Origin of the sequence: Catellatospora tritici (genome assembly GCF_019083965.1) — a bacterium.
GTDB lineage: Bacteria > Actinomycetota > Actinomycetes > Mycobacteriales > Micromonosporaceae > Catellatospora > Catellatospora tritici.
The window spans coordinates 117,326-135,741 of record NZ_JAHRCY010000013.1 but is presented as its reverse complement, the minus strand read 5'-3'; the positions used below and the strand labels follow the sequence as shown (position 1 = coordinate 135,741).

The window sequence follows — 18,416 nt, the reverse complement described above, 5'->3', positions numbered from 1 at the left end:
CCGTCAGAAGAAACGCCAGTAGAGGTACGGGACGCAGACGGCCACCGTGATCACGGTGACGATCAGGCCGTACCGGGTGAACTGCCAGAACGTGATCGGGCGGTGGGCCCGCTCGGCGATGCCCAGCATCACCACGTTGGCCGAGGCGCCGATCGCGGTCGCGTTGCCGCCCAGGTCGGCGCCGAGCAGCAGCGCCCACCACAGCACGTTGTGCCCCTGTCCGCCGCTGTGCACCAGGTCGGCCACGATCGGGCTCATCGTCGCGACGTACGGAATGTTGTCGATCACCGCGGACAGCCCCGCCGACGCCCACAGCAGCAGCATCGTGGTGCCCCACAGCCGACCCTCGGTCGCCTGCGCCGCCGCGTGCGACAGCCGGTCGATCACCCCGGTGTCGACCAGCGCGCCGACCATCACGAACAGGCCGACGAAGAACAGCAGCGTGTGCCACTCGACGTCCTTGGCCACCTCGTCGGGGTCCAGCCGTGAGGCCGCCAGCAGCACCAGGCCGCCCACGATCGCCACGATCGCCGGATCCAGGTGCAGCACCGGATGCAGCACGAATCCGACCAGCACCGCCGCCAGCACCACCAGACTGACCGCGAGCAGCCGCGGCTTGCGGATCGCGTCGCGCTCGCGCAGCGCCAGCACGGCGGCGGCCTTCTCCGGGTTGGCGCGCAGCGCGTCGCGGAACAGCCACCGGCACAGCGCCAGGAACACCACCAGGATGATCGCCACGATCGGCGCCAGCACCGACAGGAAGTCGTTGAACCCGAGCCCCGACTTGCTCGCCACGATGATGTTGGGCGGGTCGCCGATCAGCGTCGCCGCGCCGCCGATGTTGGACGCCATCACCTCGGCGATCAGGAACGGCGCCGCGGGCAACCCGAGCCGGTCGCACACGAACAGGGTCACCGGCGCGACCAGCAGCACGGTGGTGACGTTGTCCAGGCCCGCCGACGCCACCGCGGTGATGAGCACGAGCAGGACCAGCACCGGGTACGGCCGCCCGCGTGCCCGTTTCACCGACCAGATCGCCAGGTATTCGAACAGGCCGGTGCGCCGCAGCACGCCGACGATCAGCATCATGCCGATGAGCAGCACGATGACGTTCCAGTCCACCCCGGACTCCGGCGAGAAGAACGCCGTGTGCGCGTCGGTGGCGCCGATCAACGCCATCGCCACCGCCCCGCCCAGCGCCGCCGCGACCCGGTGCACCCACTCGGTCGCGATCAGCACGTACGCCGTGACGAACACCGCCACGGCCAGCCACGCCTGGACGGTCATACCGGCAGCACCCGGTCCAGCAGGTGGTGCAGGGTCACCGCGCCCAGCAGCCGCCCGTGCTCGACCACCGCCACCAGTGGGCTGCGGGTGCGGGCCATCAGCGCGGCCAGTTCGAGCGCGGTCGCCGACGGTTCGACCACCGGCAGCTCGTGCGGCTGCGGGGGCAGGCACTCGCGCACCGAGAGGTCGCCGAGTTCCCGCATGAACACGTCGGCGGCCGCCTCGTCGACCAGGTGCGCCAGGGTCGGATCCTCCTGGCAGTAGCTGGGCACGGCCAGTCGCAGCACCTGGGTGCCCGGCAGCACCGCGAACGGCGCCCCGAACAGGTCCACGACGATGAGTCCAGGCAGGTCGGCGTCGGCGAGCAGCCGCGCGGCGGTCAGCGCCGGAGTGGACAGATCGACGGTCGGCCACGGGACGGCCAGATCGGATGCGCGCACGGGACTTCACCTGTTCCAGTCGACGACGAATGCCGTGCCGACCAGACTTCCCGGCGCTCCTGGGTACACCCTAGCGGTTGCGGGCACCACCGCACCGTCCGGTGCGGTCGATGACGTGCAGGCTCGCGCCGCCCATGGGTTTGGCCTGGTACATGGCCATGTCCGCGTCACGGAGCAGGGCGTCGAACTGCTCGCCCGGACCGACCGCGACACCGATGCTGGCACCGGGCACCACTTCGTGGCCATCGACCGCCAGCGGCTCCGACAGCGCGACGAGGATGCGCCGGGCGGTGGCGACCGCCCCGTCGGCGGAGGTGCCCGCCAGCAGCACGACGAACTCGTCCCCGCCCAGGCGGGCCACCGTGTCGGTCGGGCGTACGCAGGCACGCAGCCGGTCGGCGACGGCGACCAGCAGCCGGTCGCCGACATGGTGGCCGAGCTCGTCGTTGACCGCCTTGAAGTCGTCGAGGTCGAGCAGCAGCACCGCCTCATGGCGCTCGGGGTCGCCGGAGGCCCGGATGAACTCCTGCGCCCGCTCGTTGAGCAGGGCCCGGTTGGGCAGGCCGGTGAGATGATCGTGGGTCGCCTCGTGCCGCAACTGCTCCTGCAGCCGCGCGATCTCGCGGAAGGCGAGGTGCTGACGGACCATCGCCAGAATCGCGACGGTGCAGGCGCCGAGCACCATCCCCCAGCCACGCAGGGTCAGCCCTTCCCGCCACATCTGGAACAGCAGCATCACCTGGGTGGCGGCGACGGCGAGGTACGGCAGGCGGCTGTAGGTGCGCTGTGACTGCTCGGTCAGTCCGCTGAGCCGGCTGCGCATCCGCAGGTACTGCACGCGGGCGGCGATGGCGCACAGGATCGCCGTCGCCAGCTGCGCGCCGTTCAGCAACCCGTAGTAGTGGGCACCGATGCTGAGCAGGTTGAACATCGTCCATGCCCCGACCAGCACCGCCGCCCCGAGGAGCATCCCCGCTTCGAGGACGAACGGCGCCGAACCGCTCAACAGGAGCTTTACCGCACCGAACGCCGCGAACAGGACCAGGACGCAGCCGATCGCGAGGACGGCGAGCTGGGCGCCGTTTTCCGGCGGGGAGCCCCGGGGCAGGCACAGGTACCAGGCGGCCACGGCCAGGGCGCCCATGACAATCGTGACGTCGAGTCTCAGCCGCACCCGCGCGGCGCCGGTGACCGACAGCGGAAAGGCGAGCATGGCCCAGCCGAGCGCGGCCACGCCGGTGACGCCCAGCACCGATGAAGCCAGTTCGGCCCGGACGGGGACGGCCGGCCGCCCCGCGCCGGCGACCAGGCGCAGCAGATTGGCCGTGCCGAGCAGCAGCGCGGTCAGGGCGCAGGTGCGCCAGAACCGGCGTGCCGCCGCGGCGATGTGCGGCCTCCCGGCGACCTGCCGGCACAGCCACACCGCCAGGAACCATACGGCCACTCTCAGGGCATTGCCGACCGGTGCGGCAGGTGGCACGGCGACCACCGCCGCGACGGACACGACGCCCCCCGCCACCAGGGCGACCAGGCCCCGATCGGAGGTCAGTCCGGCCCGGCGCACCGGGAAGAATCCGTCATCCATGGTCCTCCAAGCCGGGGAACTCCGGTTCCACGCTACGCGGAGCACCGGCACCGCACGGGCGGACCAGCCCATCCCGGCGGGCAAGGACCCGCGCGGCCAGGTCGGGGCTGCGCTGGTCGAGGACGTGGTCGGCGCCCAGCGCCCGCAACAGCACACTGCCGGTTGGGCCCCGGACGGGGTTTGCGGGATGGCGCCGAGCCGGCCGCCGCACGCCAGATACTGGTCAGGTACAGCGGTAGACCTGGATTTCGGCAACACCACGAGATCGGAAGTGCTCATGAAAGCCACAGTCATGTACGGCGCCGGGGACGTCCGGGTCGAGCAGGTGCCCGACCCGGTCATCCAGGAGCCGACCGACGCGATCGTGCGCGTCGTACGCACCTGCATCTGCGGCAGCGACCTGCACCCCTACCACCACCGGTCCGCCGAGGACGGGCCCACGACGATGGGGCACGAGTTCCTCGGCGTCGTGGAGGAGCTGGGCGCGCGGACGACCGGCCTGGCCAAAGGCGACCTGGTGGTGGCGTCGTTCGCGTACCAGGACAACACCTGCGACTTCTGCCACGAGGGTGTGCAGACCTCGTGCCGCCACGGCGGCTTCTTCAACACCGCCCAGGCCGAGTACACCCGGGTCCCGCAGGCCTCCGGCACGCTGGTGAAGCTGCCCGTCGCCGAGGACTCGCCGCTGCTGCCCTCGCTGCTGACCCTCGCCGACGTGTACGGCACCGGCTACCACGCCGCCGTGTGCGCCGCCGTCAGTCCGCGCACCACGGTCGCCGTCATCGGAGACGGCGCGGTCGGCCTGCTCGGGGTCCTGTCGGCCCGGCAGCTCGGCGCGGAGCGGATCATCCTGATGGGTCGCCACAAGAACCGCACCGACCTGGGCCGGGAGTTCGGCGCCACCGACGTGGTCGCCGAGCGCGGCGCCGAGGGCATCGCCCACGTCAAGGAGCTGACCGGTGGCGACGGCGCCCACGCGGTGCTGGAGGCGGTCGGCTACCGGGAGGCGTACGACCAGGCCGTCGGTGTGGTCCGGGCCGGTGGCATCGTCGCCCGTGTCGGCGTCCCGCAGTACGACGAGGCGCCGGTCGGCTGGGCCAGCCTGTTCGGCGGCAACGTCACCCTCAACGGTGGCCCGGCGCCGGTGCGTGCCTACATCGAGCAGCTGATGCCCGCGATCCTCGACGGCAGCGTCGACCCGGGCAAGGTCTTCGACAGCACCATCACCCTGGACGAGACACCCGACGGCTACCGTGCCATGGACCGTCGCGAGGCACTGAAGGTCCTGGTCACGCCGTGACCTGAACAATCTCGATCCACTCACGACAGACAGGAATCCCCTCCATGCACTACACACGCCTGGGCACGTCGGGTCTCAAGGTCAGCCGGGTCGCTCTCGGCTGCATGAGCTTCGGCGACACCTCGCGCGGCTTCAACGACTGGGCGCTGGGCGACGAGGCCGCCGAGCCGGTCTTCCGGCAGGCCGTCGATCTCGGCATCACCTTCTGGGACACCGCCAACGCCTACGGGTACGGCACCTCCGAGGAGGTCGTCGGCCGGGCGATCCGCAAGTACACCCGCCGCGACGACGTCGTCCTGGCCACCAAGGTGTTCTTCAAGATGCACGACGGCCCCGGCGGCGCGGGCCTGTCCCGCAAGGCGATCATGGAGCAGATCGACGCCTCGTTGAGCCGCCTGGGCACCGACTACGTGGACCTGTACCAGATCCACCGGTTCGACCCGGAGACCCCGGTCGAGGAGACCATGGAGGCGCTGCACGACGTGGTCAGGGCGGGCAAGGTCCGCTACCTCGGGGCGTCGTCGATGTGGGCGTGGCAGTTCGCCAAGATGCAGCACGCCGCGCGGACGCACGGGTGGACCCCGTTCGTGTCCATGCAGAACCAGTACAGCCTGGTGCAGCGCGAGGAGGAGCGGGAGATGTTCGGGCTGCTGGCCGACCAGGGCGTCGGCAGCATCCCGTGGAGCCCGCTGGCCAAGGGGCGGCTGGCCCGGCCGTGGGACCAGAACACCACCCAGCGCGCCGCCACCGACCCGCTGCAGTCGCGCTACGACGGCGAGTTCAACAAGCCGATCGTCGACGCGGTGCAGCATGTCGCCCAGGTGCACGACGTGCCGATGGCGCAGGTCGCGCTGGCCTGGGTGCTGCGCAACCCGGTCGTCACCGCCCCGATCGTCGGCCCGACCAAGCCACACCACCTGACCGACGCCGTCGCCGCGCTGGACCTGAAGCTGACCGACGACGAGGCCCACGGCCTCGAGGAGCACTACACGCCCCGGCTGCCGTCCGGCTACTGACGCGAAGGGCGTCCGGCTACTGACGCGAGGCGGGCGGCGCCCCCGTGGCGCCGCCCGCTGCCGTCCGTGGGCACGTGCGTATCAGGCACCGGCGGCGTCGAGCAGCGCCAGCTGGTCATCGCTGAGTTCGACGTCGAGCGCGGCCGCCGCGCTGTCGTACTGCTCCAGGGTCCGCGGCCCGACCAGCGGGATAACCGTCGGCGTGGACCGCAGCAGCCAGGCCAGCACCACCTGGTTCGGGGTCGCGCCGACCTCGGCGGCCACCTTCGCCACCGCCGCCAGCCGCGTTTCGGCGTCGGGCCCGGTGTAGTTGTCCATCGCCCAGTGTCCGACCCGCTTGGCCGCCGAGTCGTAGACGCCCTTGAGGATCGGCGAGAACGCCACCAGCGTCAGGTCGTCGTGGTGGCGCAGGTAGTCCAGCTGCTCCGGGCCGACGATGGACGGGGTGTCCACCCCGGCCTTGGGCCGCAGGTAGCTGTGCTGTTGTTGCAGCGCCACCGGCGCCGGCCAGCCGTGCTGCGCGCACAGCTGCCGGATGCGCTCCAGCCGCCAGGTGCGCACGTTCGACCAGCCGATGTAGCGGGCCTTGCCCGCCGCGACGATGTCGGCCAGCGCCTGCAACGTCTCCTCCAGCGGCGTGGCCATGCTGTCGACGTGCACGTAGTACAGGTCGATGTGGTCGGTGCGCAGCCGCCGCAGGCTCTCGTCGATCGCCCGGTGCAGCGTGGCCGCGGCCGTCCCCTCGAAGCGGCTGCCGGCCAGCGCCCAGTCGACGGCACCGTCGCGCCATACCCCGTCGCGGTCCCACACCATGGCCGAGCCCTTGGTGGCCAGGAACACCTCGTCGCGGCGGCCGGTGGCGGCGAACCATCGGCCCAGCAGCTCCTCGCTCTCCGCGCCGGTGGCGTCCGGGCGGGTGAACCAGGCGTAGCAGTTGGCGGTGTCGAGGAAGTTGCCGCCGGCGTAGGTGTAGCGGTTGATGATCCGCACCGACTCCTGCTCGTCGGTGGTGGTACCCATGATCATGCAACCGAGCGCAAGCTGCGACACCTGCTCGCCGGTGCGGCCTAGTCCGACTGTCTTCATACCAGCTCCCTGTGGTGGTTCCGATGTTCGGCGAGGATGCCCTCGTAGATCGAGATCTTGTTCTCGATCTTCGCGTAGTGCCGGGTGAGCAGGGCCAACTGCGCCGCCAACGTGTCGCGGTGGGCCCGCAGCACCTCGACCCGCTGCGCGATCGTGTGGTCGCCGGAGCGGGTGAGCGCGACGAAGCGCTGCATGTCGCGGATCGGCATGCCGGTCTGGCGCAGCATGGTCAGGAACTCGACCCAGCCGAGGTCGGCGTCGCAGTAGCGGCGGTGCCCGCTGCCCGCCCGGCCCACGGGCTCCAGCAGCCCGATACGCTCGTAGTAGCGCAGCGTGTGGGCGCTCAGCCCGGTCCGCCGCGCGGCCTCCTCGATCGTGTACACATCAGTCACGCTAGAAATTAGAGCGCGCTCTAAGTCAAACTGCCGCCCGGTCACTCCAGCGTCGCGGCACGCAGGCGCTCGACGAACTCCTCCGCGTACGGCGGAGACGGGTGCAGGGCCAGTGTCACGGCCGGGGTGTCCCGGACGAGCACGGACACGATGTCCAGCAGCACGGGCAGGTGGTGCGGCTCGGCGGCCAGCAGGTCCTCGGCGTGCCCGACCGTGAGCACCGGGTCGGCCTGGACCGCGTCGCGCAGGCAGTCGGCGCAGGCGTCCCAGTTGCGGCCGAAGTGCGGCGGGAACGCCAGTGCGCGGGCGAGCTCGGCGAACAGGCCCGCCCGGGTACGGCAGGCCCGTCCGTCGATGGTGCGGTCGCCGGCGGGCGCGGGCTGCTCGCGCAGGTCCAGCCAGCGCGGCAGGGCAGCGGGCGTCGGCACGGCGACCTCGACTCAGAGCCGGTAGAAGTCGGTGTAGTGGTTCGGCGAGAACCAGGTCACGCCGGTGCTGCGGTTGACGACGATGCGGTACGCGTCGCGGGCGGCGCCCTTGGTGCGCGGGTACACGTCGTACTCGTAGTAGGTGGCACCGGCGGGCAGTTGGCCCTCGCGGTTGTAGAACTGGCCACCGGTGTAGTTGTAGAGGCCGCCGCTCCACGAGTACCAGCCCGCGCTGGTCGGGAAGCCCTTGGCCGACCAGCCGGAGCGGGCGGTGCGCGCGTCGGCACAGCGGGAGATGGTGCACGAGCTGTAGACGGCGGCCGAGGCGGGCTCGCTGGTCGCGGGAACGACCAGGGCGGTGAGCAGCATGGCCAGGACGAGGGCGGCGCGCAGCGGCCAGGACAGGCGGGCCGGGTTGCGCAGGGCGAGGGTCATGGGGGTACCTCCGCGACGGGGTGACGATCGAGCGTCATCGTTGCGCGCGAGTACGAACAATGGAAGATTATGGATGTAAATTGGCATCGAACCGCGTGTTAACTCTGCGGCCCGTCAGCCGGATCAGCGGGTCGCGGCACGCACCCGGCCCAACAGCGCGGCCGCCGCGTCGGCGTCGGTGACGGCAGCCTCGGCCGCGGCGGCGAACCCCGGCGGGGCGATGTCCAGCTTCGCCGCAGCGGCCACGATGCCCTTCTCGTTGATCGTCCAGCGGCCCGCCCGGCCGTGCAGGGCCTGCGCCATGACGCCGACGGCACGGAACAGGCAGCCGGTGACGTACACCCGGTCCAGCGGCGCCTTGCGCGCGGCCCCGATCATGAAGTCCGCCTCCCACAGGCCCGCGACCAGCGCGTCGGCCAGCGGGCGCGGATAGTCCCGCGCCTGCTCGCGCAGCGCCGACACCGCACCGGTCGGATCGGCGAGCACCTGGCACAGCGCCACCTCCCCCGCGTACGCGTGGCTGTAGAAGCCGAGCGGGTGGCCGGGCTGCTGGCCCACCGTGTAGCGGCCCGCCTGGCAGTCAATCCAGCTGGCCCGCACCCGGTCCAGGTCACGGTAGATCCAGTCGACGGCCAGCCCGTCGACGGTGAGCCAGGCCCCGCCGTCCACCCACGGACCCCAGTCGCCCGGACGGTACACGTCGTGCTTGGTCGCGACCTCGGCCGCCAGCGTCCGCAACGCGTCGACGTCCAGGTCCCCGCGGTAGTACAGGCCGTAGTCGTAGTCGCTGTCGGGCCGGTGCTCGCCCCGCGCCCGGCTTCCGCCGAGCACCACCGCCACCACGCCGTGGACACGGGCCAATCGCCGTACAAGATCGTTCACGGACCGCAACGATACCGCGCACGGCAGCCACACCTCGCAGCGTGTGCCTACACCAAATGAGGTGTGCCTACACCAAATGAGGTGTGGCCGCCGGCACAGAGCCAGGTGCGATCGCCCGAGGTCGGTTCCCGCAGGCACAGGGGCCTGCCGGTGCGGACGGGCCGGAATCGCCTCGGCATCGAGCCGCCGGACGGCCTGGTCAGGGTGGCGGATGGAAGGCCGGGTCGGCGTGGAAGTTGGCGCGGCGGGCGGCGCGGCGCAGGGCCCCGAGCACCGCCGGACCGGTGAGCGCGACCAGGATCGCGGTGGTGACGGCGCGGCCGGTGTCCCAGCCGAGCGAGGTGACGGTGAAGAACACCAGGTAGCGCTGGAGCTGTTCGAGCAGCGGCAGGCCGGGCTCATACGCGATGGAGCTGTTCGGGTCCAGTGAGAACGGCCAGAACGACAGGTTGAGCAGAAACCCGAACAGGTAGCCGGAGACGGCGGCGTACCCGGCCAGCATCGCGATCTCGGCTTTGCCCCGGACCCGGGGCAGCAGTCCCGCCAGCATCCCCACGTACGCGCAGCCGAACATCTGGTACGGCATCCACGGTCCGACCCCGCCCGTGAGCAGCGCGGAGGCGAACAGCGAGGTGCAGCCGAGGGTGAACCCGAACCCGGGCCCGAACACCCGCCCGGCCAGCACCAGCAGGAAGAACACCGTCTCGATCCCGGCCGTGCCCGCGCCCAGCGGCCGCAGTGCCGCGTTGACCGCCGAAAGCACCCCGAGCATGGCCAGCGCCTTGGCGTCGATCCGCTTCTCGGCGATCTCGGCGAGCACCACCGCCAGCACCACCAGCAGCAGCACCCCGAACAGCAGCGGCGGTGTCTGGGTGGAACCCAACCGTCCGGGTGCGACCACGAACGGCCAGAAGAACGCGACCAGCCCCAGCAGCGCCGCCATCGTGATCACGGCGGCGGCGCGGGCGGGCACGCGTACGGCGCGGGCTGTGCTCATACCCCCTCCTCCCCCAGCGCGGCCCGCACCTGCCCGACGGTGAGGTACGGCGCCGGGGCCAGGATCTTGGCCACCTGCGGCGCGAACGACGGCGACGCGGTGAGCACCGCCGTGGCCGGTCCGTCGGCGACGATCTCCCCGTCGGCCATCACCACGACCCGGTCGGTGGCCAGCGCGGCGAACTCGACGTCGTGGGTGGCCACGACCACGGCGTGGCCCCGCGCGGCGAGTTCGTCGACCGTCGTGGCCAGGGCCCGCTTGGCGCGGTAGTCCAGGCCGCGCGTCGGCTCGTCGAGCAGTAGCACACCCGGCGTGACGGCCAACTGCACCGCCAGCACCAGTGCGAGTTGCTGCCCGGCGGACAGGTCACGCGGGTGGGCGGCCCGGTCGATACCGGGCGCGATGGTGTCCAGCAGCGTCCGGGCGGTGCCGGGGGTGGCGCCGTCGCGGTCGGCCTGGTCGAGTTCGGCGCCGACGGTCTCCAGGTAGAGCAGGTCGGTCGCGGCCTGTGGGACGAGACCGACCAGGGTGCGGGAACGGGCGGCGGACACCTGCTTCGGGTCGGTACGCCCCGAGCCGTCGCGCACCGCGACCGAGCCGCCGTCGCGACGCCCCGCCCCCTGCAGCGCCCACAGCAGCGAGGACTTGCCCGACCCGTTGCGTCCCATCAGGGCGGTCACCTCGCCCCGGCACAGCGCCAGATCCACGCCCCGGACCGCGACCACCGGCCCGTGCCGGACGATCACCCCCCGCGCCGCCAGTTCGTTCTCCGTGGTGGCGTGGCTGGTGCGAGGCGGGGGTGGATCGGCGGGCAGCCGGTCGCGCAGGGCGGACGCGTGGCGGCGGGCGTCGCGTACGGACAGGGGGACCGGGGTCCAGCCCGCGTGGCGGGCCAGTTCGACCACGGGCGGCGCCACGGTCGACGCGGCGAGCTGCGCGGCCGGGTCGCCGCAGGTCACGGTGCCGTCGCCGGGCAGGTGGAGGAGCCGGTCGGCGTACGGGATGACCCGTTCGAGCCGGTGCTCGGCCAGCACGACGGTGATGCCGAGATCGTGCACGAGCCGGGTGATCGCGGCGAGCACGTCCTCGGCCCCGGTCGGGTCCAGCGCCGAGGTCGGCTCGTCGAGCACGAGCACGCGCGGGTGGGCCGTCAGCGCGGCGGCGATCGCGACGCGCTGCTGCTGCCCGCCGGAGAGCTGGTGCAGGCCCCGGTGCCGCAGCTCGGCCAGGCCCAGCAGGTCCAGCGCCTCCTCGACCCGGGTGCGCATCACCTTCGGGTCCAGCGCCAGCTGCTCCATGCCGTACGCCAGCTCCTCCTCGACGGTGTCGGTGACGAACCCGGCGACGGGGTCCTGGCCGACGACGCCGACGAGGTCGGCCAGCTCGCGTGGCGGGTGCTTCGCGGTGTCGCGCCCGGCGACGGTGACCCGGCCGGACAGGGTGCCGCCGGTGAAGTGCGGGACCAGCCCGTTGATCGCGCCGAGCAGGGTGGACTTGCCGGTGCCGGTGTGCCCGACGACCAGGCACAGTTCGCCCTCGTCCAGCCGCAGGTCGACGTCGCGCAGCACCGGCGCGGTGGCGCCGTCGTAGGTGACGGACACGTGGTCGAATCGGATCACCGCAACGCTCCGGCGAGCACGGCGGGCCGGTGGCGCGGCGGTGGCGGCGGCGCGGCGAGCGCGGCCACGGCGGCCAGCAGGATGGCGGCGGCGGGCAGCACGGGCAGGGTCGGCCAGCGCAGCGGGCCGGTGCCGAGCGCGGCCGGGTCGTAGCCGGTCGCGGCGGCGAGGACGACCGCGGTGGTCAGGCCACCGACGGCGACCGTCCATTCCGGCCACTGCCAGGGGTCGGGGCGGTAGCGGCTGCGGGAGACCCGGCGGCCGCCGAGGATTAGCCCGCCCGTGCACAGCACCGCCCCGACGGCGAACCCGCCGACGCCGACCCCGCCGGGGACGGTGGGGTCGAGCAGGCCGTACGCCCCGACACACAGGCCGGTCATGCCGGTGAGCATCAGTGCGCCGGTGGCCAGGCGCGAGGCTCGGGTGGCCGGGCCGGTGCGGCCGTAGCCGCGCGAGTCCATCGCGGCGGCCAGGCGCAGTGACCGGTCGAGGGCGTCGTGCAGCACCGGCAGCGCGATCGCGCGCAGGGCTCGCAGGCCCTTCGTCCGTCCGGCACGCAGGCGTCGGGCGCGGGCGACCCGCTGCACGCTCTCGACCAGCTGCGGGGCGACGGTCAGCGCGACTGTGACGGCGACGCCCAGCTCGTACAGGGCGCCGGGCAGCACGCGCAGGGCCCGTTTCGGGTTGGCCAGGGTGTTGGCCGCGCCGATGCAGCACAGCAGGCAGGCCAGCCGCAGGCCGTCCAGCGCGGCCGACAGCACGGCCTCCAGCGAGACGGGTCCGCCGAGTTGGATGCCCGCGTACCAGTCGGGGGTGGGCAGGTGCGGGAGGGTGAACAGGATGTGGTCGTCGGGGCCGGTGCCGGAGGCGAAGACAGCCCGGAACAGCACCCGGATCACGATCACGGACAGGGCGAGGAGCAGGTAGTAACCGAAGGCGCGGGCCCAGGGGGCGTCGCCGCGGCGTACGGTCACCGCCAGGCCGAGCACCGCGAAGATCAGCGCCAGCAGCAGCGGGTTGCCGGTGCGGCTGGCCGCGGCGGCCAGGGCCAGCGCCCACAGCCACCACGCGACGGGGTGCAGCGGCCGGGGCAGCCGTGCCGCGGCGAGGCTACTCATCGCCGGTGCGCCTGCGGCGTACCGCGAGTGCGGCAGCGGCACCGAGCAGCAGCAGAATCGCGACCGTGACCAGCAGCGGCGTGGCCGTGCCCGAGTCCTGCGCGGCGGCGGCCGTGGTCGGGGCCGCGTCGACGATCGGCGGCACCTCCTCAGTCGGCACCGCTGACGCGGCCTCGCTCGTGGAGACGCTCGGCGAGGGCGCCGAGATCGACGGGCTGGGGGCCGGCGCGGCGGCGGAGGTGGCAGGACGGGCCGGGGTCGGTTTCGGCTTCGGGCTGGACCCGCCGACCGGGCTCGTGTTGCGGGCACGGACGCTGTTCGGGCTGAACTTCGGCCTGCCCTGGCCGCCGTCCACATCGGTCGCGCCGAAGGTCCACAGGTCGACGCTGCCCGGTTTCGGGTGGTAACTCATGGCGCCCAGCTGCGAGTACGACCACGAGTTCTGCCCCGGGTCGGCATGCCAGTACGACCAGTACGCCGAGGCCGGCGGCGTCAGCACGCACTTCTCCGTCGCCGAGGTCGGATACTGCCTGCCGCCCTGGTAACCGGAGTAGCCGATGCGGCAGACGAAACCCGGCCCGTCGTGCTGCGTCCCCGCGGTCCGCCACCCGCCCTGGTTGAGCAGTTGGTATCCGGTGGTCGGAGTGGTGCCGCAGGCGCGCAGCAGCGGCCCACCCCAGTGGCTGAAGTCGACCGCCAGGATCACCCCGGAACTCGTGGTGCACTGCCCGATCGGCTGCGGTTTGGCCAGCGCGGGCGCACCCCAGGCGAGCACCGCGACCACGGCCAGCAGTACCGCCCCGACCCGGCTCACACGGGTGGGGTTGTGCGCACAACCCCACCCGTGTGAGTCCCGGGACTTCACCGTCCACCACCAGCGGCGGCGCGGCGCCGGAACCCGACCAGCAGCATCGCGCCCACCACGATCAGCACCAGCGCCGTCACCACGGTCGCGACCAGCGGGAAGCCGGTGACCGGCAGGCCCGGCCCGCCATCGCCGGACGGCGACGGCGACGGCGACGCCGGACCGCCCGGCAGCGCGTGCACGTCACGCAGCAGCGTGCCGAACGAGACGCCGGTGGCGCCGCAGACCGCCTGGGTGGAGGCGCGCAGGTCCGAGCCTTCGGCACCGAGCGCCACGTCGAACCCGCCGTCGCCGTTCTGCTGCCCCGCCAGGAACTCCCGCGCCTTGCCGAGCTGGGCGGCGTACGTGTCGGCGCGCAGCGACAGCCCCTGCACCGCCAACGCGGTGGAGTTGGTGGAGTCGCCGGCCGCGCCGGGGAAGCCGCCGTGGTCCTTCTGCTGCCCGGCGATCCAGGCCAGGGCCTTCTCGAGCGCGGCCTCGTGACCGCCCGCGAGGTCGAGGGCCATCGCGGCGATGGCGGTGCTGTCCACGTCCCGGTCCTGCGCGGCGGCCGGAATGAGGCTCGGGAACGAGCCGTCGGACCGCTGCAGCCCGAGCAGGAACTCCAGCGGGCCGGTCGCGTCGGCGGCCTGCCCGGCGCGCAGCTGCGCGAGCACGCCCAGGGCCTGCGAGAACACCGAGGCGGACCAGGTGTAGTTGCCCGGTCCGGCGCAGCCGGTGGCCTCGTCGGCGCCGGTGCAGGTGACCTGCTTCAGCGCGGCGATCAGGTCGTGACCGCCGAAGGCGCGCGGGTCGTACCCGGTGACCTGGGCGAGCAGCGCGACCTTGCCGATGGAGCCGCCCGAGGCCCACTCGGTGCCGATGCCGAGCCAGGAGTCGACGGTGAAACCGCCGTCGCCCACGACCCCGCCGGTGCGGATGAACTCGGTGATCGCGCGCAGTTTCGCGTCGTCGGCACCGGTCGCGGCCAGCGCGTACGCGCCGTCGATGCTCAGCCCGAAGTCGGGGAACCCGGGGAACGACTCGTAGTAGCGGCCGTCCTTGAGGTTGGCCGGGGCGCGCAGGTACGCCACCCCCTTGGCCAGGTCCGGGGTGGACTCGGCGAGGGCCCTCGGCTCGCCGCCCGGGTCGTGGCTCGTCGACGGGCTCGGAGCCGGGCTGCCCGACGGGCTCACGGCCGGATCGGGTGACGGGCTTGACGTCGCACTGAGCGACGGAGTCGGGCTCGGAGTCGGACCGGCCGCGACGGCGGGCGCCGCGACGGTGAAGGCGGCGACGACGGCCGCGAGCAGGGTTGCGGCGGCGCGCGAGCGGGGTGCGGGCATTGATGTCTCCCGGGATGAGCGGCGCTGGCGCGGACACCGACCGCCCGCGGAAACGCTGCCCCGGGGTGCTCAGGCTCCGCGCCGTGGACCACGACGACGCTGGGGGGTGGTGCGTTCCAACCAGGTATTCCGACTCGTCCTCCAAAGAGGACCTACGGCTGCGGGCCAGTGCCGGGCTTCGACCGGCTTCCCCTGATGCGCTGGAACGGGCCCATCCGACCACACGGGGTCAGCGGGCGTCAACGCGAGGGTGGTGTCACGTACGCAACTCGCGCGAAACCGGAGGCATGGCATAGCGTGATGGGGTCATCGCGTAGGGGAACCCGGTGTGAGCCCGGGGCTGACGCGCAACGGTATGGGACGCGAGCCTTCGCGTACCGAGCCCGAAAACCTTCCGGTGGCGTTCCACCTGCGGATTCCGTCCACGCGTCTTGGGCTCGGCCGCTTCGCTCCGCGTCGCGCGAAGGCCGGGTCGAGGCACGTCGTTCCCATGGCGCCCCTCAAGGAGTGCCATGTCCCCCCTTCATCCTCCGGGCCGCCGAGTGCGCCGGATCGGCGCGGGCCTCGCGATCGCCCTCGCCACCCTGCTCGTCACGGCCGTACCCGCCGCGGCGAGCCCCACTCTCAACCGGGCCGACGCGGCCGCGGGCTGGCTGGCTCGCCAGCTGGTCGACGGCGAGCGTTTCGAGGTCGTCTTCGACGGCGTCGCCTATCCCGACCAGGGCCTCACCATCGACGCCGTGTTCGCCTTCGCCGCGTCGAAGACCGGCGGCACCTACCGTGACGCCGCCATGGCGTGGTTGGCCGAACCCGGCACCCTGACCGGGTACGTCGGCGACGGCACCGAGGCCTACGCCGGGGCCACGGCCAAGCTGGCGCTGGCCGCCGAGGTCACCGGCGCCGACCCGGCCGCGTTCGGGGGCGTCGACCTGATCACCCGGCTGCGCGGCCTGCAGGCGCCCTCGGGCCGGTTCAGCGACCGCTCCGCGTGGGGTGACTTCAGCAACGGGTTCACCCAGTCCCTGGCGGTCATCGCGCTGGGCCGCACGGCCGCGGGCGCACCGGCCGCGTCGGTGTCGTACCTGGCCGGGACCGCCTGCGCCGACGGCGGTTTCCCGCTCTACTTCGACCAGCCGGTCTGCGTCAGCGACGTGGACGCGACCGCGCTGGCGGTGCAGGCGCTGCGCGCGGCGGGCGACCTCACCCACGCCAACAGCGGTGCGTCCTGGCTGGTCGCCCAGCAGCAGTCCGACGGCGGGTTCGCCTCGGCCGGGGTCGAGAACGCCAACAGCACCGGGCTGGCGGCCCAGGCGCTGCAGTCCAGCGGGCGCCTGGTGGCGGCCGCGAAGGCGCGCGTGTTCCTGCGCGGGCTGCAGGTCGGCTGCGCCGGTGCGGTCGCCGACCGGGGCGCGATCTCGTACACGACCGGGGTCTTCGACCCGGCGACCGGCCCGCGCGCGACCGCGCAGGCCGTGCTCGGCCTGACCGGCCGCGGCTACGCCAACCTCGACGCGGCGGGCTCCGTCGCGACCGCGCCCACCCTCGCCTGCCCGTGAAAGGGGCCATCCCGATGAACCGCCGCTTCGGCCGGGCGCTGTCCGCCCTGCTCACCACCCTCACCGTCGCGACCGGCGCGGTGCTGGTGCAGGCTCCCGCCGCCCACGCGGCCGCCTGCTCCGGCAGCACCGGCGTCACCGTGGTCGTCGACTTCGCCTCGCTGGGCGGCGGCGTCGTCACCGCCTGCGCTCCCGGCGACCCGACCAGCGGCATCAACGCGCTGACCGGGGCCGGGTTCACCGTCGCCGGGACCTCGCGCTGGGGCCTGGCGTTCGTGTGCCGCATCAACGGCCTGCCCACCGCCGCGCAGCAGGCCTGTGTCAACACGCCGCCCGCGACCGCGTACTGGTCGTACTGGCACGCCAGCACGCACGGCGCCGCCTGGACGTACAGCTCCTCAGGCGCGAGCAGCTACAACCCGGCGCCGGGCACCGTCGAGGGCTGGGCCTTCGGCGCGGGTGCGGCACCGTCCATCACCGCCCCCTGACCGGTGAGGTGGTCGGCGGCGTCACCCGCCGCCGACCACCCGGATGGAAATCACGAGTGGGTATGCCCAAAGCACCGCCCCCGCGCCGCGCCACCCTGGACGGCGAAGAGTTCATCCTGCTCAGCCCCGACGAATACGAACGCCTCGACGCGTCCCGCCGCCAGGTCGGCGCCGCCCTGGCCCGGGTACGGCAGGTCAGCCATGCCCTGGGCACCGCCCGCACGGCCCTGGACGCCGTCGACGCGGTGCTCGCCGACGCCGCCTGCACCTGCGCGGACGCCGGGAAGTGCGCGATCTGCCTGATCCGGGCGGCCCGCGCGGGCTATCCGTGACCGGGGCAGCGGCCGTTGCGGACGTCCACTACCGTGCGCGAGCATGGAAATGCCTACGGGGGCCTTCTTCGCCTTCTTCTTCATCATCCTGCTGCTCATCGGCGGTGCGGTCGTGTGGGGTGCGATCCAGGGCGCGCAGAAGGTGGCGCGCTCGCAGGAGCTGCGCACGGTCGGCCGGGAGACCACCGGCACGGTGGTGGACAACCAGATGGAGTCCCACTCGCACCACCACAACGGCCACCATCACAGCAGGCTCACCTTCCGCCCGGTCATCCGCTACCACGGCCCGAACGGTGAGGTCACCGCGATCGGGCCCGCCGACAGCAGCCGCTCGTTCGTCGTCGGCACCACCGTGCCGATCCGCTACCACCCCGACAAGCCCGACCAGATCGAGATCGTCTCCGGTCAGGGCCGGGGCTCCGGCGGCGTAGGCGGCATCGTCGCGGGCGTCGTCGGCGTGATCGTGCTCGTGCTGATGGCCACCTTCGCCTGCTCGGTCAAGCAGGGGTTCGACGACTTCGGCAACGGTGTGGACCACTCGACCCCGGGCTTCGGCGACAGCGGCTTCGACCCGTTCCGCGGCGGCGACGGATGCACCGTCGACGGCAACAGGGTCGTGTGTGAATGACAGCGTCTTCCAGCACCCGGGTGATCCGGTCCGCCACCGGTACGGTCATCGGCTCGCTGCTGCTGGTGACGCTCGCTGTCGCGCCCGCCGCGGTGCTGCACCTGAGCGGTTCCCTGATCGCCGCGGTCGTCTGCCTCATCGTCGCGCTGATGTCTGGGGCCCTCGTGTTCACCCTGATGTCGTCGCAGAAGCTCGTCTACGGCCCGTCCGGGGTCTACGTCGTGGCTGACTATGAGAACCACGCCGTGGCTTGGGACCGCATCGACAGGTTCGAGCACCACCGCTGGCACCCGGGCGGCGGCGAGCCTGGGCGCGGGCTCGTGATCAGGCTCAAGAGCGGTCAGGGCATCGCGGTCGACTGGATCAACACCAAGCGGACCGCCCGACGCCTCAACGCCGCCCTGTCCGCCTACTCCGGCCGTCCCGTCCCCGAGATCTCCGCCAAGCCCACCGGCGGAGGCCAGCAGCTGACCTTCGCCACAGGTATCGGTCTGTTCAACGTCTTCGTGCTGCGGATCGGGCACTACTGGCCGCCGCTGGTCGCCTTCGGCATCCTGGTCGACATCGTGGCCGTCTGCGCCTACATGGGCGTGAAGATCTCCAGGGGCGAGTAGCGAGGCGGGGTGCCGCGCACTCC

Annotated in this window: 20 protein-coding genes and 2 riboswitches; of the genes, 7 read left to right on the top strand and 13 right to left on the bottom strand. The window is 72.7% G+C overall.

What is annotated here, in order from left to right; all coding sequences use genetic code 11:
* Nucleotides 1-3: 3 nt before the first annotated feature.
* From KUA19_RS27270 to KUA19_RS27260, 3 genes are all read right to left on the bottom strand, one after another.
* Entirely contained in the window at nucleotides 4-1,287 is a 1,284-nt protein-coding gene (locus tag KUA19_RS27270; RefSeq protein WP_217400465.1) for an ArsB/NhaD family transporter, read from the bottom strand.
* Entirely contained in the window at nucleotides 1,284-1,727 is a 444-nt protein-coding gene (locus tag KUA19_RS27265) for a CBS domain-containing protein (protein ID WP_217400463.1), read from the bottom strand. Before KUA19_RS27265 ends, KUA19_RS27270 begins: the two co-directional genes overlap by 4 nt.
* A 70-nt stretch (nucleotides 1,728-1,797) precedes the next feature.
* Entirely contained in the window at nucleotides 1,798-3,312 is a 1,515-nt protein-coding gene (locus KUA19_RS27260) for a GGDEF domain-containing protein (RefSeq protein ID WP_217400460.1), read from the bottom strand.
* A 277-nt stretch (nucleotides 3,313-3,589) separates the two neighbouring features.
* On the opposite strand from KUA19_RS27260, the gene KUA19_RS27255 reads away from it, so the two are divergent.
* Nucleotides 3,590-4,612 (top strand): alcohol dehydrogenase catalytic domain-containing protein, encoded by a 1,023-nt coding sequence (locus KUA19_RS27255; RefSeq protein WP_217400458.1) that lies wholly within the window; start codon nucleotides 3,590-3,592, stop codon nucleotides 4,610-4,612.
* 44 nt (nucleotides 4,613-4,656) lie between these two features.
* Nucleotides 4,657-5,628, top strand: coding sequence for an aldo/keto reductase (locus KUA19_RS27250; RefSeq protein WP_217400456.1), 972 nt, complete (start codon nucleotides 4,657-4,659; stop codon nucleotides 5,626-5,628).
* An 81-nt stretch (nucleotides 5,629-5,709) separates the two neighbouring features.
* On the opposite strand, the gene KUA19_RS27245 is transcribed toward KUA19_RS27250, so the two are convergent.
* The 10 genes from KUA19_RS27245 to KUA19_RS27200 all read right to left on the bottom strand — a co-directional run bounded on the left by KUA19_RS27245 (nucleotide 5,710) and on the right by KUA19_RS27200 (nucleotide 14,775).
* Nucleotides 5,710-6,714, bottom strand: a complete 1,005-nt coding sequence (locus KUA19_RS27245; RefSeq protein ID WP_217400454.1) for an aldo/keto reductase — start codon at nucleotides 6,712-6,714, stop codon at nucleotides 5,710-5,712.
* Entirely contained in the window at nucleotides 6,711-7,106 is a 396-nt protein-coding gene (locus tag KUA19_RS44665) for a MerR family transcriptional regulator (protein ID WP_217400452.1), read from the bottom strand. Before KUA19_RS44665 ends, KUA19_RS27245 begins: the two co-directional genes overlap by 4 nt.
* Before the next feature lie 41 nt (nucleotides 7,107-7,147).
* Nucleotides 7,148-7,534 carry a barstar family protein gene (locus KUA19_RS44660; RefSeq protein WP_217400450.1) on the bottom strand — a complete coding sequence of 129 codons (387 nt, stop codon included), beginning with the start codon at nucleotides 7,532-7,534 and terminating at the stop codon, nucleotides 7,148-7,150.
* Nucleotides 7,535-7,546: 12 nt separating this feature from the next.
* A complete protein-coding gene (locus tag KUA19_RS27230; protein ID WP_217400448.1) occupies nucleotides 7,547-7,969 on the bottom strand; it encodes a ribonuclease domain-containing protein in 423 nt (140 codons plus the stop codon).
* Between the two features lie 123 nt (nucleotides 7,970-8,092).
* The gene (locus KUA19_RS27225; RefSeq protein WP_217400446.1) at nucleotides 8,093-8,851 is read right to left on the bottom strand and encodes a nucleotidyltransferase domain-containing protein; all 759 of its coding nucleotides are present in this window, start codon (nucleotides 8,849-8,851) and stop codon (nucleotides 8,093-8,095) included.
* 199 nt (nucleotides 8,852-9,050) lie between these two features.
* On the bottom strand, nucleotides 9,051-9,848 hold the full coding sequence (locus tag KUA19_RS27220; protein WP_217400445.1) for an ECF transporter S component family protein: 798 nt from the start codon (nucleotides 9,846-9,848) through the stop codon (nucleotides 9,051-9,053).
* Complete coding sequence (locus KUA19_RS27215; protein ID WP_217400442.1) at nucleotides 9,845-11,467, bottom strand: ABC transporter ATP-binding protein; 1,623 nt, start codon at nucleotides 11,465-11,467, stop codon at nucleotides 9,845-9,847. Before KUA19_RS27215 ends, KUA19_RS27220 begins: the two co-directional genes overlap by 4 nt.
* Nucleotides 11,464-12,585, bottom strand: a complete 1,122-nt coding sequence (locus KUA19_RS27210; RefSeq protein WP_217400440.1) for an energy-coupling factor transporter transmembrane component T — start codon at nucleotides 12,583-12,585, stop codon at nucleotides 11,464-11,466. Before KUA19_RS27210 ends, KUA19_RS27215 begins: the two co-directional genes overlap by 4 nt.
* Nucleotides 12,578-13,399, bottom strand: coding sequence for a hypothetical protein (locus KUA19_RS27205; protein WP_217400438.1), 822 nt, complete (start codon nucleotides 13,397-13,399; stop codon nucleotides 12,578-12,580). The genes KUA19_RS27210 and KUA19_RS27205 overlap by 8 nt, the downstream gene beginning before the upstream one ends.
* Nucleotides 13,400-13,446: 47 nt before the next feature.
* On the bottom strand, nucleotides 13,447-14,775 hold the full coding sequence (locus tag KUA19_RS27200; RefSeq protein ID WP_217400436.1) for a prenyltransferase/squalene oxidase repeat-containing protein: 1,329 nt from the start codon (nucleotides 14,773-14,775) through the stop codon (nucleotides 13,447-13,449).
* Between the two features lie 102 nt (nucleotides 14,776-14,877).
* A riboswitch (cobalamin riboswitch) is annotated at nucleotides 14,878-15,008 on the bottom strand.
* Between the two features lie 30 nt (nucleotides 15,009-15,038).
* Nucleotides 15,039-15,188: riboswitch (cobalamin riboswitch) on the top strand.
* A 99-nt stretch (nucleotides 15,189-15,287) separates the two neighbouring features.
* On the opposite strand from KUA19_RS27200, the gene KUA19_RS27195 reads away from it, so the two are divergent.
* The 5 genes from KUA19_RS27195 to KUA19_RS27175 all read left to right on the top strand — a co-directional run bounded on the left by KUA19_RS27195 (nucleotide 15,288) and on the right by KUA19_RS27175 (nucleotide 18,393).
* A complete protein-coding gene (locus tag KUA19_RS27195; RefSeq protein WP_217400434.1) occupies nucleotides 15,288-16,331 on the top strand; it encodes a prenyltransferase/squalene oxidase repeat-containing protein in 1,044 nt (347 codons plus the stop codon).
* Nucleotides 16,332-16,345: 14 nt separating this feature from the next.
* A complete protein-coding gene (locus tag KUA19_RS27190; RefSeq protein WP_254550190.1) occupies nucleotides 16,346-16,819 on the top strand; it encodes a hypothetical protein in 474 nt (157 codons plus the stop codon).
* A 62-nt stretch (nucleotides 16,820-16,881) separates the two neighbouring features.
* Nucleotides 16,882-17,151, top strand: coding sequence for a hypothetical protein (locus KUA19_RS27185; protein ID WP_217400432.1), 270 nt, complete (start codon nucleotides 16,882-16,884; stop codon nucleotides 17,149-17,151).
* A 43-nt stretch (nucleotides 17,152-17,194) separates the two neighbouring features.
* A complete protein-coding gene (locus KUA19_RS27180; protein WP_217400429.1) occupies nucleotides 17,195-17,779 on the top strand; it encodes a DUF3592 domain-containing protein in 585 nt (194 codons plus the stop codon).
* Nucleotides 17,776-18,393 carry a hypothetical protein gene (locus KUA19_RS27175; protein WP_217400426.1) on the top strand — a complete coding sequence of 206 codons (618 nt, stop codon included), beginning with the start codon at nucleotides 17,776-17,778 and terminating at the stop codon, nucleotides 18,391-18,393. The genes KUA19_RS27180 and KUA19_RS27175 overlap by 4 nt, the downstream gene beginning before the upstream one ends.
* The last annotated feature ends 23 nt before the right edge of the window (nucleotides 18,394-18,416 follow it).

Coding starts and splice junctions, on each gene's coding strand:
- KUA19_RS27270 (WP_217400465.1), bottom strand. CDS start 1,287: ATGACCGTCCAGGCGTGGCTGGCCGTGGCGGTGTTCGTCACGGCGTAC.
- KUA19_RS27175 (WP_217400426.1), top strand. CDS start 17,776: ATGACAGCGTCTTCCAGCACCCGGGTGATCCGGTCCGCCACCGGTACG.
- KUA19_RS27255 (WP_217400458.1), top strand. CDS start 3,590: ATGAAAGCCACAGTCATGTACGGCGCCGGGGACGTCCGGGTCGAGCAG.
- KUA19_RS27230 (WP_217400448.1), bottom strand. CDS start 7,969: ATGACCCTCGCCCTGCGCAACCCGGCCCGCCTGTCCTGGCCGCTGCGC.
- KUA19_RS27250 (WP_217400456.1), top strand. CDS start 4,657: ATGCACTACACACGCCTGGGCACGTCGGGTCTCAAGGTCAGCCGGGTC.
- KUA19_RS27190 (WP_254550190.1), top strand. CDS start 16,346: ATGAACCGCCGCTTCGGCCGGGCGCTGTCCGCCCTGCTCACCACCCTC.
- KUA19_RS27185 (WP_217400432.1), top strand. CDS start 16,882: ATGCCCAAAGCACCGCCCCCGCGCCGCGCCACCCTGGACGGCGAAGAG.
- KUA19_RS27200 (WP_217400436.1), bottom strand. CDS start 14,775: ATGCCCGCACCCCGCTCGCGCGCCGCCGCAACCCTGCTCGCGGCCGTC.
- KUA19_RS27210 (WP_217400440.1), bottom strand. CDS start 12,585: ATGAGTAGCCTCGCCGCGGCACGGCTGCCCCGGCCGCTGCACCCCGTC.
- KUA19_RS27195 (WP_217400434.1), top strand. CDS start 15,288: ATGTCCCCCCTTCATCCTCCGGGCCGCCGAGTGCGCCGGATCGGCGCG.
- KUA19_RS27180 (WP_217400429.1), top strand. CDS start 17,195: ATGGAAATGCCTACGGGGGCCTTCTTCGCCTTCTTCTTCATCATCCTG.
- KUA19_RS27245 (WP_217400454.1), bottom strand. CDS start 6,714: ATGAAGACAGTCGGACTAGGCCGCACCGGCGAGCAGGTGTCGCAGCTT.
- KUA19_RS27260 (WP_217400460.1), bottom strand. CDS start 3,312: ATGGATGACGGATTCTTCCCGGTGCGCCGGGCCGGACTGACCTCCGAT.
- KUA19_RS27220 (WP_217400445.1), bottom strand. CDS start 9,848: ATGAGCACAGCCCGCGCCGTACGCGTGCCCGCCCGCGCCGCCGCCGTG.